The following is a 15,239-nucleotide window of genomic DNA, read 5'->3' as shown; positions in this document are numbered from 1 at the left end:
AATGATCAGCCGGTTAGAGTCAAGGCTATGCATGCTTGGCCCGCCTCCGAGGTGCCCCTGCTTCCCGGCAAGGGACACCCCCTGCGCATCCACGACACCGCGACCGGCGGTCTGCAGACGACCAGCCCCGGGCCGACCGCCCGGCTCTACGTCTGCGGGATCACCCCTTACGACGCCACCCATCTCGGCCACGCCGCCACCTACAACGCGTTCGACCTGGTCCAGCGCATCTGGTTGGACGCCGGCCACCAGGTCGTGTACGTGCAGAACGTCACCGACGTCGACGACCCGCTGCTGGAGCGCGCCGTCGCGACCGGCGAGGACTGGGTGAAGCTGGCGGAGCGTGAGACGGCGCTGTTCCGCGAGGACATGACGGCGCTGCGGATGCTGCCGCCGGCCCACTACGTCGGCGCGGTCGAGTCGATCCCGCTGATCGTCCCGATCATCAAGGACCTGCTGGCCAAGGGCGCCGCCTACGAGCTGGACGGCGACATCTACTTCTCCGTCGCCTCCGACCCGCGCTTCGGCGAGGTCTCCGGCTACGACGCCGACGAGATGCTGCGCTACTTCGGCGAGCGCGGCGGCGACCCGGACCGGGCCGGAAAGAAGCACCGGCTCGACCCGCTGCTCTGGCTGGCCGCCCGTCCGGGCGAGCCCGCCTGGGACACCGAGCTCGGCCACGGCCGACCCGGCTGGCACATCGAGTGCGTGGCGATCGCGCTGGAGCACCTGGGCATGGGCTTCGACCTCCAGGGCGGCGGCAGCGACCTGGTCTTCCCGCACCACGAGATGGGCGCCTCGCACGCCCAGGTGCACGCCGACGCCCACCCGTACGCCAAGCACTACGTGCACGCGGGCATGGTCGGCCTCGACGGCGAGAAGATGTCCAAGTCGAAGGGCAACCTGGTCTTCGTCTCCGCGCTGCGGCGCGACGGCGTTGACCCGGCGGCGATCCGGCTGGCGCTGCTCGGCCACCACTACCGCAGTGACTGGGAGTGGACCGACGCCGACCTGAGCGGCGCGCAGGAGCGGCTGGCCCGCTGGCGTGCCGCGGTCTCCCGTCCTGACGGCCCGGACGCCACGGCACTGCTGGCCGAGGTCCGCGCCGCGCTGGCCGAGGACCTGGACACGCCCCGCGCGCTCGCGGCGGTCGACGCCTGGGCCGCGCGTCAGGAGGCCGAGGGCGGCGCGGACACCGGCGCACCGGGCCTGGTCTCCCGTACGGTCGACGCGCTCATGGGCGTCGCGCTCTGAGCACGGCTGTTTGAACGGTTGTCGTACCTGCCCGTCCGCTGGAACTCTCAGCGGGCGGGCAGTTCGCTCTCCTCGCCGTGCTGGTCCGGGGCCGGGTAGGTGCGGCCCTTCCAGGCGGCGCCGCGTCCGCGCCAGTGCTGGATCGCGGAGTCGACCGTCATCAGCAGGTAGAGCGACGCCGTGAACGGCAGCAGCAGCGTCTCGGCCGCCGGGCGGCCGTAGTAGGCGAGCATCGGGCGGAAGGTCACCGCCATCAGCGCCCAGGCCGCCAACGACGGGACGATCACCGTCGGCGCGAGCGTGACCAGCCCGACCACCAACAGCACCGGCGGGACCAGGTAGATCAGCGCCAGCCCCAGCACCGTGCCGACCAGCAGCAGGACGTTGTGCCGTAGCTGCGCGTAGGCGCTGCGGGAGACCATCCGCCACAGCTGTCCCAGCTCCGGGTAGGGGCGGACGCTGTCCACCCGGTCGCCGAGCCCGATCCAGGTCCGGCCGCCACCGCGCTTGACCAGGCGGGCCAGGTTGACGTCGTCGATCACCGCGCCCCGGATCGCGGCCACCCCGCCGACCTCGGCCAGCGCCTCGCGGCGCACCAGCGTGCAGCCGCCCGCCGCCGCGGCGGTCCGGGCGCCCGGCTTGTTGCTCCAGCGGAAGGGGTAGAGCTGGGCGAAGAAGTAGACGAAGGCCGGGACGATCAGCTGCTCCCAGCGGGTCGCCGTGCTGAGCCTGGCCATCTGCGAGACCAGGTCGTAGCCGCCGCTGCCCGCATTGCGGTCCCGCCCGGTCTCGGCGGCGGCCACCAGGCTGTCCAGGGAGTCGGGCGCGTGGGCGATGTCCGCGTCGGTCAGCAGCAGGTACTCGACGTTCCCGGCCAGTTCGACGCCGTGCCGCAGCGCCCAGAGCTTGCCGGTCCAGCCGGCGGGCGGCTCGCCCGGAGAGGTGACGGTCAGGGGGAGGGTGTCGGCGGCCTCGCCGAGCTTGCGGGCCAGGTCACCGGTGCCGTCGGTGCTGCCGTCGTCGACCAGGATCACCCGGGCCTCGCCTGCGTACTGCTGGGCCAGCAGGGAGGGCAGGCTCAGCGGCAGCACCTCCGCCTCGTCCCGGGCGGGCACGACGACGGCCACGCTGGGTCGGGGAGCGCCGGGATCGCGTGGCGGCAGCCGGAGGTCGGTCCACCAGAACCGGCCCTGACCGAAGGCCAGCCAGGCCCAGGCCAGCAGGGACACCCATGCGATCAAGCTCAGCGCGGTCACCCGCGCGAGTATGCCGCAGTTGTGCTGCCGGACGCCTCCGGAGCGCGGATCGGATAGGGTCGGACCCTGTGAAGATCGCACTGATGGACTCCGGTATCGGCCTGCTGGCTGCCGCCGCCGCGCTGCGAACGCTGCGGCCCGACGCTGACCTGGTGCTGTCGCAGGACCCGGACGGCATGCCGTGGGGCCCGCGCACGTCCGAGGACATCACCGCGCACGCCGTGGCCGTGGCCCGCGCCGCGGCGGAGCAGAAGCCCGACGCGCTGATCGTGGCCTGCAACACCGCGTCCGTGCATTCGCTGGAGGCGATCCGCGCCGAGCTGGAGCCGGACATCCCGGTGATCGGGACGGTCCCCGCGATCAAGCCCGCCGCCGCGTCCGGCGGACCGGTCGCGATCTGGGCCACCCCCGCGACCACGGGCAGCGCCTACCAGCGCGGCCTGATCCGCGAGTTCGCCGCCGACGTGGACGTGACCGAGATCCCCTGCCCGGGGCTCGCCGACGCGGTCGAGTACGCCGACGCCGAGGCCACCGCGGAGATTGTCGCGACGGCCGCCGCGCAGACCCCGCCCGGGACGCGGGCGCTGGTGCTCGGCTGCACCCACTACGAGATGCTGCGGGACCAGATCGCCGCGGCCCTTGCGGGCACCTGCCCGGACCTCGCCTTCTTCGGCTCCGCCCGCGCCGTCGCCGAGCAGGCCCTGCGCCGGGCCCGCCCCCTGCGGGAGACCGGCGGCGGCACGCTGACCGTGATCCGCAGCGGCCGCGTCGAGGAGCTGGCCCCGGAGGCGCTCGCCTACGCCGAGGGCCGCGCGATCAGCGACCGGTCGACTGCGGGCCTGCGGTAGCGCCGAACGCCGGGTAGGGACCGGGATTCGGAAACCGCGGCCGTCGGGCCGTCCCTCAGCCGACCAGTCGTTTGCGCCAGTCCAGTGAAGGGAGGAGGACGGCCTGCGACGGATCGCCCTCCCACTCGGGGGACAGCCCGACCTGCTCCAGCGCCGCGACGACCTCGGCTCCGATCCCGCGGGTGGTCTGCTCGGAGCCGTCGAAGCCGCCGTAGTGCAGGTGCAGCGCGCCGCCGGAGGCCGCGCCCTCGGCCGACTGGCTGTGGAAGTAGACGAAGCCGCGTGAGCCCGGCTCAGCCTCCGCGCCTATCTCCGCCTGGCCGCAACTGCGGCAGCAGGTGAAGTGCTCGCGCGCGGTGATCCCGCGCTCCTCCAGTGCGTCGAACGCCCGGGTGATCCGCTCCGGGTCGGTCTCGCCCACCCATGACGTCTGTTCGGCGACGCGCTCGCGCCACAACCGGTTCGCCAGGGCTGCGGCCTGCGGTCCCGACACCGGGCGCACGCCGTCGTCGACCAGGTAGTCCTCGGCAGTCTCGGTCAGCTGTTCAAGGGTGACGTAACCGCAGGTCAACAGTCCCCGCAGGCAGTCCTCCAGGGCGCGGAGGTCCTCCTCCGGCAGCTCCAGAGGAGGGACGGGCGGTGCCTCGTCCCAGTCCTCCAGCCGCTCCCAGGAGAGCCCGGTGTCCCAGGTGTCCTGGACACGGGCCCAACCGAACAGCGCGGCGACGACCTGCTCGGCGTCGGGCAGGCGCGTCCGGAAGTGACGGACCGGCGCGCCGTCGCGATGCTCGACGGTGTAGTCACCGCCGTTCTCGTGCCAGATCTGGAAGTAGACGTCAGGCAGATCGGGCACGCGGCCGGCGACAAGGAAGCGGTCGCCCGGATCGCCGATACCGCGCACCAGCGCGCCCAGGGCCTCGGCGGTCGGGCGGAGCAGGCGCGCGGTGCGCTCGGTGTACACGCTGACGGGGAGCATGACCAGGAGTCTTGCACCCGCCACTGACAACCGTGGATCTGCTTTCGGCATCAGCCTGGTGACAGCGTTTCAGCCGTCGCCGAGCCGGCTGTCCCGGCTGGCCCGGCGGTCGCGAGACGCCCGATCGCTTCAAGCCTCCTGGAGGGCTCCGCGCAGGCGGCGGCTCGGGGCCCAGCCGGAGAGGGCGGCGTCGAAGCGGGTGCGGGCTGTGCGGGAGTCGACGCGGAGGCGGCTGATGCAGAGCGGGTCGGGGAGGCCGCCACGGGTGTCGACCAGCATGCCGTCGTTGCGGAAGGCGCTGCGGTAGCCCAGCTCGCGCAGCAGCGCCACGGCGCGCAGGTCGTGGGTCTCCTCGGGGTAGGCGAAGGAGGTCGTGGCCGTGCCGGTCAGCTCGCCAAGCCGCTCGTGGGCGCCGACGATCTCCTCGCGCAGCGCGTACTCGTCGCAGCGGTCGAGCCGGGCGTGGTCGAGGCCGTGGCTGCCGACGGCGATGCCCGCGTCCAGCAGGCGGTGCAGGTCGTCGGTGGTGAGCTGCGGGGCGGAGGGGGCGCGGTGGCGGGCCGTCACCCGGAGCTCGGCCAGGCTGCGGCGGCGGTCGGGGTCGGGCATGGCGGCCAGTTTCTCGGTGACCGGGCCGCCCCCGCGGCCGGACAGGCAGCGCGCCCAACCGCCCTGGGCCACCAGGTACTCGGCCTCGTCCCACCAGTAGGGCCGGTCGGTGTCCACCAGCCCGGCGACCACGAACGCCAGCGCCGGCACCCGCCGGGCGGCGAGCAGCGGCAGCGCCTCGGTGGCCACGCTGCGGTGGCCGTGCTCGAAGGTGAGCAGGACGCTGTGCGGGGGCAGGCTGGGGCCGCCCGTCATCGCCTGCTCGACCTGGGTCACGGAGACCGGCGTGGCGGACCGGAGCACCCGGTCGAGCTGCGCCTCGAAGACGCCGCGGTCGAACACCTCGCGGAACGTCAGCACCGCGAGTCGGCGGGCGGTGCGGGCCCGCAGAAGTGGCACCGTGGTGACGTGGGTCGACTGTCGCACGGGCTTCCCTTCGGTGGCGGCTTCGGACACATGGAAGACACGCGCCTTCGGAGGAAGGTTGTACGCGGTACGCGATTTTTGTCGATGAGTTTTTCGCGGCCTCTGCGCCTGTTGGGATTGGTGTGACTTTACGGTGCGACCTGCGGCTTCCATGATCCGTGGACATCAGGTGGAGATCGCGAGGAGAAGCCTGGAATTCCCGGTCCGGAGCCCTCGATTTCGGTCCTGGACGAACCGAGAAGAGAATGTGCGCATGACATTTCAGCCGCCCTCACCGGATGCTCTGCCGAACGACCACACGGGCGACCACGCGGACGACCGTCCCGTCGTCCGGGAGGTGGATCTGGGCACGGCCCGGCTGCTGCCCGACGTGGACCGGCCTGGCGGCTGGCTGCTCACCATGGACGACACGCCGCAGTCCTACGTCGACCTGACGGACCCGCAGTACCTGGAGTTCGAATACGTCCAGCGGCTGGCCCACGTGGCGGACCTCTGCGCGGACGAGGGCGCGCCGCTCGACGTCGTGCATCTGGGCGGCGGCGCGCTCACCCTGCCCCGCTACCTCGCCGCTACGCGTCCCGGCTCGCGGCAGCAGGTCGCCGAGCTCGACGCCGGGCTGATCGCGCTGGTCCGCGAGGTCCTGCCGTGGGGCAGGGGCGCGGAGGGCCCGGAGCCCGCCGTCCACGCTGCCGACGCCCGCGCCTTCCTGGCGAGCTGTCCGCCCGACAGCGCCGACCTGCTGGTCGCCGACGTCTTCGGCGGGCACACCATCCCGGCGGCGCTGACCTCGGTCGAGTTCGCCGGGATGGTCGCCCGCGTGCTGCGCGCCGACGGCGTCTACGCGGCGAACCTGGCGGACGGCGCGCCGCTGGACTTCCTGCGCGGCCAGATCGCCACGGTCCGCACCGTGCTGCCGGAGCTGGCGCTGATCGCGGAGCCGTCCGTGTTGCGCGGGCGCCGCTACGGGAACGTGGTGCTGGTGGCCTCCAGCCGTCCGCTCCCGGTGGCCGGGCTGACCCGGCGCGCTGCCGGCGACCCCTTCCCCGCGCGGGTCGTCGCGGGGGAGGAGGCCGCCGCGCTGGCGGCGAGGGTCCGGCCGGTCACCGACGCGACGGCGGTGCCGTCCCCGCCCCCGCCGGACGGGGCCTTCTCGGTCTGAACGGTCGGATGCGCCCGGAAGCGCCCGGCAAGAGGGCCCGCAACAGGCGCTGCGGCGTCAGTCCAGCACGCGGGCGAGGGCGAAGCCGTCCCAGCCCTTGGCGCCGACGGTCTGCACCGCCGTGCCGAGCAGCCGCGGCTCACTCTCGATCAGCTCCAGCGTGGCCCGGGTGCCCTGGATCGTGTCGTCGCCGTTCGGGTCGAGCACGCCGCCGTTGCGGATCACGTTGTCGACCACGATCAGCGCGCCGGGGCGGCACAGCCGCAGGGCCCAGCGGACGTAGTTCGGGTTGTTCTGCTTGTCCGCGTCGATGAAGGCCAGGTCGAACGGCTCGCGGCCTTCGAGCTCCAGCTGCGGCAGGGTGTCCAGCGCCTTGCCGATCCGGATCTCGACCCGGTCCGTCAGGCCCGCCGCCTCGATGTTGGCGGCGGCCACCTCGGCGTGGTGGGGGTCGTACTCCAGGGTGACCACCCGGCCGCCCTCGGCGAGTCCGCGGGCCAGGTTGATCGTGGAGAAGCCGCCGAGCGTGCCGATCTCCAGGATCCGGCGGGCGCCCTGGAGCTCTGCCAGCAGCCGCAGCAGCCGTCCGGCCGGGGCCGAGACCTCGATGTGGGGCAGGCCGGCGGCGGCGCTCGACTTGAGCGCGTTGTCGAGTGCGGGGTCGAGCAGGTCGAGCGTCGACGTGAGGTAGCTGTCGACAGCAGTCCAGTTCTCATGGGTGCTCATGTCGCCAAAGTAACTGCAGAAGGCCTTGTCCAAGGGCATTTCCCGGCTGGTTAGCATGGCTCCATGCGCCTCATCGGAGATCTTGACCCGACCCGTCCGCTTCTTGTCGTCGCCGTCGCGGAGGAAGCGGCCCACCTCTCCACCGACCTTCCGGTGCTGCTCACCGGGATGGGCAAGGTGAACGCGGCCACCGCGGTGGCCGCCGTGCTGGCTCGCGGCCCGCGTCCGACGAACGTGGTCAACCTGGGCACGGCCGGGGCGCTGAAGCCGGGCCTGGCCGGGACGCACGAGGTGAGCGCGGTGCTGCAGCACGACCTCGACTCCGAGTTGCTGGCGGGCCTGACCGGCGTCAGCTACGGGCTGCCGATCGGCCTGAGCGGCCGGGGGCCGGTCCTCGCGACCGGGGACCTCTTCGTCGCGGACGAGGACGCGCGCAAGCGGCTGGCCGAGCGGGCGGACCTGGTCGACATGGAGGGTTACGCCGTCGCCTCGGCGGTGCGTCAGGCCGGGCTGCCGGTGCGGCTGGTGAAGCACGTCAGCGACGAGGCGGGCGAGGGCGCCGCGCAGAGCTGGAAGGAAGCGGTCGACGGCTGCGCGCAGGAGCTGGCCCGCTGGGTGCGCGAGAACCTCGGCTGAGCAGGGGAGTCCTCGGCCGGAACCGGGGACGCAACGGCGCACGTGAGCCCGCGGCCTGCGATCGGCAGGCGGCGGGCTCAGTGCTGTGGTGACGGCTGCTGTGGGTTCTGTTCTGGGTTCCGCTGCCTGGTCCGTGGGTTCCGCGGCCGGCGTGGACTCACTCGGCGGTGATCCGGAAGACCGGGAATCCGGGGGCGATCCGCTCGATCTCCTCCTGCGGGGAGTCGGCCTTGACGTCACCGAAGAAGTAGCCGACCTCCCAGGCCCAGCGCCGCAGGTACTCGCGCAGGATGGCCGGCTTCTCCTCGTCCGGGACCTCGGTGGCGGTGAAGGCCTCGGCCTTGTTGCCCAGGCGCAGCTCGCCGCCGCCGACGACGCGCATGTTGCGGACCCACTGGGTCTGGCCGCGCGGGGCGACCAGGTAGCGGGTGCCGTCCAGGGTGAGCAGGTTGACGGGGGTGGTGCGCCACTCGCCGCTCTTCCGGCCGCGGACGGCCAGGATGCGGGAGTCGAGGACGCTGATGCCCGCCTTGGTCAGCCAGATCATGAGCTGGCGGGTGATCCGGTCGAGGGTGACCATGACCGGGCCCTGCGGGGTGATCAGTCGGGTGGACGCGCTCTGGCTCATCTTTCCTGCTCCTTCGGCCCTGGCACTGCGTGTGGTTCCGACGTTTGCGAGAGCACTGCTCTCGCGTTATGTCTCGACTATTGCGCGATCGGTGCGCTCTGTCAAGAGCAGTGCTCTCGAAACAGTCTGTTGCATGCATCTAGGTTCGCCGCTCTTGTCTGTGGCATCCTGTTCGACATGCCGACAGTGATCCGTACCGCCCGGGAGAGAGCCCGCGAAGAACTGACCCGCGAGATCAAGCAGGAGGCCCGACGCCAGCTCGCGGAGGAGGGTGCACAGCGCCTGTCGCTGCGCGCCGTCGCCCGTGAGCTGGGCATGGCCTCGTCCGCGCTGTACCGGTACTTCCCGAGCCGCGACGAACTGCTCACCGCGCTGATCATGGACGCCTACAACGCGCTCGGCGATCGTGCCGAGCAGGCGATCGCGACGGCTCCGGCCGACGACCACCGGGCCCGCTGGCGCGCGCTCTGCCACAGCGTGCGCGCCTGGGCCGTGGCGCACCCGCACGAGTACGCGCTGCTCTACGGCACCCCGGTCCCCGGCTATGCGGCCCCGGCCGACACGGTGGCCCCGGCGTCGCGGGTCTCGCTGGCCATAGTCTCGGTGTTGCGCGGAGCCGCGGACCGCATCCAACCGGCGGCCGACGCCCGCCCGTTGGAGGGTGTCTTCGCCGCGCAGGTGGCGGCGCTGGTGGCCGAGGTCGCGCCGGATCTCACCCCGGTCGAGGTCAGCCGGGCGCTGGTGGCCTGGACCCAGCTCTTCGGCATGATCGGCTTCGAGCTCTTCGGGCATCTGGCCGGGACGGTCGAGCCGGCGGACGGCTTCTTCGCCCACACCGTCGACACGATGGCCGACTTCCTCGGGCTTCCTGACGGTTCGTAAGGTCTAAAGGCTTCGAATTCGCAGGCGGGAAGGCTTTTGTGACGGTTGGTCAGCAGTGACCGTCGCTCACCCGGGATCTCGTTCCCGCCGGACGCGGGGCATGGGACGGGCGGCGGTCATGCCCAGCAGCAGTCCGCCGCCGACCACCACCCAGGCCACGCTCAGCACCGAGGCGACCGTGGCCTGCACGCCCAGCGCGGCCATCGCCGCGGCGGTGCTCAGCACCGCCGCCGTGGGGCGCGGGGAACGCGCCAGTGTCCACAGCGTCCAGCCGAACGCCGCGCCCAGCAGCAGCACTCCGGGCAGGCCCTGTTCGGCGGCGGTCTGCAGGGCGGACGAGGAGGCGCCGGTCGGCTCCGTGGACTCCAACGCCGTCGGGCTGACGTCGGTGAACCGGCCGGGACCGACGCCGCGCAGCGGCTGCTGGTCGAACTCCCGCACCGCGTCCCGCCAAAGCGCCAGGCGCTGCGAGGAGACCTGCGTCACCGGCCCGTAGGCGCGTGGCGACGGTCCGGTGACGGTCGCTCCGCTGTGCTGCGCCAGCAGCACCGTCGCGCCGAGTGTGAGCAGGACGCAGAGGGAGAGCAGCGTCAGCGCCGGGACGCGTCGGCGCGCGCGGTGCACCGCGACCGCGACCACGAGCGTGCCGCCGCAGGCGATCGGGCCCAGCATCGAGTCGGTGGTGAGGGATTCGGCCACCAGCAGCACCGCCAACGCACCGCAGCCGCGGGCGATCCGGCGCATGCCGTGCGCCTGGGCCGCGTAGCCCGCGCAGCAGGCCGCGCCGACGGCCAGGGAGAGGAGCGCGGCCAGGGCGTCGTCGTCGTGCAGGTGCGCGCCCGTCCAGGGGGCGAGCGCGGCGGCCGCGCCGGCGGCGGCGAGCGGTGCGCCGACGGGCAGCACCGCGCCCGCGATCCGGCCGGTCGCGTAACCGGCGGCGATCGCCAGCAGACCCAGCAGGGTCCCCTCCGGCTGCGCGTCCCGGCCGCTGGAGCTGTAGACGGCCCAGCATGCGCAGGCGGCGAGCAGCAGCACGCCGACCACGTCGCAGGCGGTCCCGTCGCGAGGGTCCGGGGTGTCGATCCGTGCGCCGTCCGCGAGCTCCCCGTCGGCGCTCGGCGCCGCGGATCCGCTCCCGGGCATGCCGGTGTGCGCCATCGGCGGCCCCCCTCGCACGACTGTGTGCTGCCCGGCGGCTCCACGGTAGCCCCGCAACTGGCCGAATGTGCCCCTTGCTGCAGAGAGTTGTTCGAACGTTCGGCCGCTGGTGAGATCCCGGGCTGAGCGGGCGTCAGGATCTACTGTGGGCGGCATGCCAGTACCTGAGTTCGTACGCGAGCTGCGCGCGCACATCGGCCACGGCCCGCTCTGGATGTCCGGCGTCACCGCCGTGATCCTCGACGGGGAGGGCCGGGTGCTGCTCACCCACCGCTCGGACAACCGACGCTGGGCGCTGGTCGCCGGGATCGTCGAACCGGGGGAGGAGCCCGCGGACGCCGCCGTGCGGGAGGCATGGGAGGAGGTCGGCCTGCGGATCCTGCCGGAGCGGCTGGCCGGGGTCGGCGTCGATCCGCCCGCCGTCTACCCGAACGGCGACCAGGTGCAGTACCTCAACCTGACCTTCCGTTGCCGGGTGCTCAGCGGCGAGGCGCGGGTCAACGACGACGAGTCGCTCGCCGTCGGCTGGTTCGCGGTCGACGCGCTGCCCGACGACCTCGGCGCGCACCAGCGCCGACATCTGGCCTGGGCACTCGCGGACGAGGAGCGCGCCCAGTTTTCGCTGACAGCGAGCACCCCTGGCGCGGCGGACGATCACGACGCAGGGTCGGGGGCATGAGACTTCTGATCCTCGGCGGTACCGAGTTCGTCGGCCGCGCCGTCACCGACGACGCGCTGGCCCGTGGTTGGGAGGTGACCGTCTTCCACCGCGGCACCCACCGGCCGCCGGAGGGCGTCCGGGAGCTGCGCGGCGACCGGCTCGCGCCGGGTGGGCTCGCAGCGCTGGAGGCGGTGGACGGGCGCTGGGACGCGGTCGTCGACACCTGGTCGGCCGCGCCCGTCGCGGTCCGCGACGCCGTGCAGGTGCTGGCGAAGCGGGCCGACCGCTACGCCTACGTCTCCAGCGGCTCCGTCTACACCTACCCGAACCCGCTGGGCAGCGACGAGAGTTGGCCTCTGGTCGACGCCTCGCCGGACGCGGCGGTGGCGCCCTACCCGGAGGCGAAGCGCGGGGCCGAACTGGCCGTGCTGGACGGGTTCGGCGAGCGGGCGCTGCTCGCCCGGGCCGGGCTGATCCTCGGTCCTCGGGAGAACGTCGGCCGGCTCACCTGGTGGCTGGACCGGATCGCGCGCGGCGGCACCGTCCTCGCGCCCGGTCCGCGCGACCTCCCGCTCCAGTACGTCGACGCGCGGGACCTGGCGGCGTTCGTGCTGGACGGGCTGGCGGCAGGTCTGGGCGGCGCGTACAACGTGATCGCCCCGCCCGGATTCACCACCATGGGCGAGCTGCTGGAGACCTGTCGCCGCGTCACCGGTTCGGACGCGCAGCTGCGGTGGACCGATCCGGAGACGATCCTCGCCGCAGGCATCGAGGGCTGGACGGAGCTGCCGATCTGGATCGAGCCCGGCCAGGACCACGCGACCATGCACGGCACCGGGGTCGAGAAGGCACTCGCCGCCGGGTTGCGGCCGCGCCCGGTCGCCGAGACAGTCGCCGACACCTGGGCCTGGCTGCAGTCGGTCGGCGGGTCCGTGACGAAGCGGCCGGACAGCTCGGCGGTCGGTCTCGACCCGGCCCGTGAGGCCACGTTCCTCGCCAAGCTGGACGGTGACGCCGCGTCAGCGAGTGTGAGGACGCCGAAGGTCTGAGTCAGACCGGGGGGCGGTGGTGGTTGTCGGTCTTGCGGACGCGATAGGCGTCCTCGGCCGCCTCGACCACCGCCGCCAGGTCCCCACCGGCCGCCGCCGTCGCGATGGCGGGAACCGCGCCCTCGACCAACGGCGCGTCGCAGAAGCGGATCGGGAAGGGCAGCGCCAGCTCCTCCGCCCGCTCCAGCAGGGCGACCAGCTCGTGCGCCGTCTCGTCCAGGTCGCAGAGCAGCGCCACGCCCACGCCCTCGTCGACCTGTCGTGCGGCGGCTACCACGCCCTCGGCGTCGCGGCCGACCGCCGCGACCGGGGCCGGCGCGGGGCCGGTCAGCAGTCCGACCGCCAGGTGCAGCGTCGCCTGGGCCAGCGCGCGGCTGCGCGAGACCAGCACGATCCCGACCCGGTCGTACTCGGCGGGCGGAAGCATCCGGAGCGGAGCGCGCGCGTCCGTGTCCGCGTCGTCCCGGGCGGCCGGGTGCAGGGGCAGGACATCGGCGTCGACCCTGTCGGGCGGCTGATCCGGCCCGGCACTCATGTTCACGCTCCACCTCCGGCGATCAGCGTAGGACGCGGTGGCGGTTTCCGCCGGGATGACACAGGTGGGGCGGCTGCTGCCGCTACAGCTGGTGCAAGGTCCAGCCGCGTCCGGAGGGGTCGAGCGGGCGGGTGGCCCCGGCGAAGAGCTCGGCCGCGCGGCGGTACGACAGGCGACCGCGACCGGTCAGCGGGCAGCGGTCCTCCGGCGGCGTGGTGGCCGGTGCGCGGCGTTCGGTCAGGAAGACCGGCCCGGCGGTGCGGCTGACCAGCAGCAGGGAGAGCAGCCGACCGGTCGCCTCGCCCCAGTGCAGCTGCGGCAGGTCGCGTCGGTGCGCGGCCGGAGCGGCGCGGACGTGGGTGCGGCGGCGGGGGCGGTCCAGGTCGCCGATGTCGAGCGCCAGGACGTGTTCGGCGCTGCCGCCGCTGTCGTGGAGCAGGTGCCAGAGCGTCTGGTCGCGCAGCGTGGCCCGAAGGCCGAGCACGGTGTTGAGTTGACTGTCCGTCAACACCGGTCTCGGCTCGGCCTTCGGGGCGGCGGGTGCGGCGGGTGCGTCGGCTGTCCCGTGCGGTTCCGGCAACGGCCCGGCCGCGAGCCAGCCCTGGGCACGCCACCAGGTCACCGCGCTGCGCAGGGTCGACAGTTCACGCTGCCGCGTCCGTGGGCTCCGCGCCGCGAGCGCGGCTTCGACGCGTGCGGCCTGCACCGGATCGTCCAGCGCGGAGAGCAGCACGACCGGAGGCCGCGCGCCGCGCCGGTCCGCGCCGCACGGCGGGGCCTCGCCCACCAGCGTCCACGCCCATCGCGTCAACGCGATCCGGTACACGCGGCGGGACGCGTCCGTCAGCGGCGCGCTCGCGAGGTAGCGCTCGACGGCGACGGCGAACTCGACCGGTTGGGCGGCCATCGTCCCTCTTTCGTGATCTGCTATTTGCTACCGCAGTAAATAGGCGAATTTACTGCGGCAGGATCTGCCTCAGAAAACAATAGACGGGATTTCCGGAGAAAAACAGGGAAAGGCCTTGAGCGTGTCTGTGGTCCTGTCGCATTCTCGACGTCATGGCACTTGGCATCGGCGGCCGTCAGGGTCGACGTCTGCGTTCGTCCAGCCCGGCCGATGACGCGCTCGGTCGCGATTTCCGGCATTACCTGTGCGCACAGGCGACCTCGCAGACCGGAACCCAGATGGCGTCGCTCGCCATTTCCTTCGCCGTGCTCGCCGCCGGGGGAGGAGGCGGTGGACTCGGACTGGTGATGGGCGCACGGATCCTCCCGCTGGTGCTCGTGCTGCTGCTCGGCGGGACCGCGGCCGACCGCTGGGGCAGTCGCCGGGTCATGCTGGGCGCGGACACGCTGCGCTGTGTGACGCAGGCGGCCTTCGCGGCGCTGCTGCTGACGGCACACCGGCCGAGCGTGGCGGCGATGGTGCCGCTGGCGGCGCTCTCCGGCGTGGGCGAGGCCGCGTTCGGCCCCGGTCAGTCCGCCCTGCTGCCCCGGCTGGTCCCGGCCGCCGGACTGCTGCGCGCCAACGCGCTGTTGGGGACGGTACGCAGCGCGGCGGTGATCGTCGGGCCTGTGCTGGCGGGCGTGCTGGTCGCGGCCGCCGGGCCCGGGGTGGTCCTGGTCGTGGACGCGGCGAGCTTCGGCGTGAGCACGCTGGTGCTGTGGCGACTTCCCGTCGGACGGCGGGCGGTGACGACGGACGGTGACGAGGGCGGCGAGGGCGGCGAGGTGCCGGGCTTTCTCGCGGATCTGCGCGCTGGTTGGGGCGAATTCCGCTCGCGCGGGTGGCTCTGGATCACCACCGCGCACTTCGCGCTCTTCAACCTGCTGCTCTGGGCGCCCTACCTGGTGCTCGGGCCGGTCATCGCCGCGCAGCGCCTGGGCGGGGCGGGTGCTTGGGGCGCGGTGGCGGGCGCGTACGGCGCGGGTGCGCTCTGCGGGGGGCTCGGGCTCGGGATGGTGCGCAGCTTGCGCCGTCCGCTACGGGCGGGGGTGCTCCTCTCGGCGTGCTTCGTGGGCGCGCCCGGTGCGTTGGCGCTGGGACTGCCACTGGCGTGGGTCTGCGGCGGCGCGGTGCTCTCGGGAGTCAGCTCGGCGGTGTGCGGCGCGCTGCTTGACGGCTTCACGCAACAGCGGGTCCCGGCGCAGGTGTTGGGGCGGGTGAGCGCGTACACGTCCGTGGGGTCGTATGTGCTGGGCCCGATCGGCCTGGTCGTCGCGGGGCCGTTGGCGGCGGTGGTCGGCGCGCCGACCGTGTTGGGCGCCGGCGCGATGTGGCTGCTTGCCAGCACTGTCCTCGTCGCTGCGCTGCCTGCCGTGAGGAGTGCCGATTGCGCACTACCCAGGGGCGCGAGGAACTGCGCGGCAAGCCACAAACCCAGGTAGAACACCGATCGCGCAGGGCCATCCGCATGCCGGTGGTGACTCGCGCCC

Annotated in this window: 16 protein-coding genes; 8 read left to right on the top strand and 8 right to left on the bottom strand. The window is 73.2% G+C overall.

Annotated elements, in window-relative coordinates:
- Positions 1–27: 27 nt before the first annotated feature.
- A complete protein-coding gene (gene mshC, locus I2501_RS18415) occupies positions 28–1,254 on the top strand; it encodes a cysteine--1-D-myo-inosityl 2-amino-2-deoxy-alpha-D-glucopyranoside ligase (RefSeq protein ID WP_196195179.1) in 1,227 nt (408 codons plus the stop codon).
- A 47-nt stretch (positions 1,255–1,301) separates the two neighbouring features.
- On the opposite strand, the gene I2501_RS18410 is transcribed toward mshC, so the two are convergent.
- On the bottom strand, positions 1,302–2,510 hold the full coding sequence (locus tag I2501_RS18410; protein WP_196195178.1) for a glycosyltransferase: 1,209 nt from the start codon (positions 2,508–2,510) through the stop codon (positions 1,302–1,304).
- 68 nt (positions 2,511–2,578) lie between these two features.
- Between I2501_RS18410 and I2501_RS18405 the strand changes: the two genes are divergently transcribed.
- Positions 2,579–3,358: a glutamate racemase gene (locus I2501_RS18405; RefSeq protein WP_328806445.1), complete on the top strand. Its 780-nt coding sequence runs from the start codon at positions 2,579–2,581 to the stop codon at positions 3,356–3,358.
- Positions 3,359–3,413: 55 nt separating this feature from the next.
- On the opposite strand, the gene I2501_RS18400 is transcribed toward I2501_RS18405, so the two are convergent.
- A complete protein-coding gene (locus tag I2501_RS18400; protein ID WP_196195176.1) occupies positions 3,414–4,334 on the bottom strand; it encodes a DUF6891 domain-containing protein in 921 nt (306 codons plus the stop codon).
- Positions 4,335–4,463: 129 nt separating this feature from the next.
- Positions 4,464–5,369, bottom strand: a complete 906-nt coding sequence (locus I2501_RS18395) for a polysaccharide deacetylase family protein (protein ID WP_196195175.1) — start codon at positions 5,367–5,369, stop codon at positions 4,464–4,466.
- 253 nt (positions 5,370–5,622) lie between these two features.
- On the opposite strand from I2501_RS18395, the gene I2501_RS18390 reads away from it, so the two are divergent.
- The gene (locus I2501_RS18390; RefSeq protein ID WP_196195174.1) at positions 5,623–6,528 is read left to right on the top strand and encodes a spermidine synthase; all 906 of its coding nucleotides are present in this window, start codon (positions 5,623–5,625) and stop codon (positions 6,526–6,528) included.
- 57 nt (positions 6,529–6,585) lie between these two features.
- Here the strand turns inward: I2501_RS18390 and I2501_RS18385 are convergent, their stop codons facing one another.
- The gene (locus I2501_RS18385; protein WP_196195173.1) at positions 6,586–7,254 is read right to left on the bottom strand and encodes an O-methyltransferase; all 669 of its coding nucleotides are present in this window, start codon (positions 7,252–7,254) and stop codon (positions 6,586–6,588) included.
- Between the two features lie 63 nt (positions 7,255–7,317).
- On the opposite strand from I2501_RS18385, the gene I2501_RS18380 reads away from it, so the two are divergent.
- Positions 7,318–7,890 carry a nucleosidase gene (locus tag I2501_RS18380; RefSeq protein WP_196195172.1) on the top strand — a complete coding sequence of 191 codons (573 nt, stop codon included), beginning with the start codon at positions 7,318–7,320 and terminating at the stop codon, positions 7,888–7,890.
- 157 nt (positions 7,891–8,047) lie between these two features.
- On the opposite strand, the gene I2501_RS18375 is transcribed toward I2501_RS18380, so the two are convergent.
- Entirely contained in the window at positions 8,048–8,470 is a 423-nt protein-coding gene (locus I2501_RS18375; RefSeq protein ID WP_408022755.1) for a nitroreductase family deazaflavin-dependent oxidoreductase, read from the bottom strand.
- A gap of 225 nt (positions 8,471–8,695) precedes the next feature.
- Between I2501_RS18375 and I2501_RS18370 the strand changes: the two genes are divergently transcribed.
- On the top strand, positions 8,696–9,400 hold the full coding sequence (locus tag I2501_RS18370) for a TetR/AcrR family transcriptional regulator (protein ID WP_196195170.1): 705 nt from the start codon (positions 8,696–8,698) through the stop codon (positions 9,398–9,400).
- A gap of 66 nt (positions 9,401–9,466) precedes the next feature.
- Here I2501_RS18370 and I2501_RS18365 read toward each other — a convergent pair whose 3' ends face one another.
- A complete protein-coding gene (locus tag I2501_RS18365) occupies positions 9,467–10,558 on the bottom strand; it encodes an O-antigen ligase family protein (protein WP_196195169.1) in 1,092 nt (363 codons plus the stop codon).
- Between the two features lie 154 nt (positions 10,559–10,712).
- Here I2501_RS18365 and I2501_RS18360 point away from each other — a divergent pair, with 154 nt between their 5' ends.
- Both I2501_RS18360 and I2501_RS18355 read left to right on the top strand, forming a co-directional pair.
- The gene (locus I2501_RS18360) at positions 10,713–11,237 is read left to right on the top strand and encodes an NUDIX hydrolase (RefSeq protein ID WP_196195168.1); all 525 of its coding nucleotides are present in this window, start codon (positions 10,713–10,715) and stop codon (positions 11,235–11,237) included.
- A complete protein-coding gene (locus I2501_RS18355; protein ID WP_196195167.1) occupies positions 11,234–12,268 on the top strand; it encodes an NAD-dependent epimerase/dehydratase family protein in 1,035 nt (344 codons plus the stop codon). The genes I2501_RS18360 and I2501_RS18355 overlap by 4 nt, the downstream gene beginning before the upstream one ends.
- A 1-nt stretch (position 12,269) precedes the next feature.
- Here the strand turns inward: I2501_RS18355 and I2501_RS18350 are convergent, their stop codons facing one another.
- On the bottom strand, positions 12,270–12,803 hold the full coding sequence (locus I2501_RS18350; RefSeq protein ID WP_328806444.1) for a PTS sugar transporter subunit IIA domain-containing protein: 534 nt from the start codon (positions 12,801–12,803) through the stop codon (positions 12,270–12,272).
- An 82-nt stretch (positions 12,804–12,885) separates the two neighbouring features.
- The gene (locus I2501_RS18345) at positions 12,886–13,710 is read right to left on the bottom strand and encodes a hypothetical protein (RefSeq protein ID WP_196195166.1); all 825 of its coding nucleotides are present in this window, start codon (positions 13,708–13,710) and stop codon (positions 12,886–12,888) included.
- Positions 13,711–13,862: 152 nt separating this feature from the next.
- Here I2501_RS18345 and I2501_RS18340 point away from each other — a divergent pair, with 152 nt between their 5' ends.
- Positions 13,863–15,191: an MFS transporter gene (locus tag I2501_RS18340; protein ID WP_196195165.1), complete on the top strand. Its 1,329-nt coding sequence runs from the start codon at positions 13,863–13,865 to the stop codon at positions 15,189–15,191.
- Positions 15,192–15,239 lie beyond the last annotated feature (48 nt).

The sequence above is a fragment of the Streptacidiphilus fuscans genome, from assembly GCF_015690355.1.
Lineage (GTDB): Bacteria > Actinomycetota > Actinomycetes > Streptomycetales > Streptomycetaceae > Streptacidiphilus > Streptacidiphilus fuscans.
Note: the sequence above shows the minus strand (reverse complement) of the source record. Positions and strands in the feature narration are given on the sequence as shown.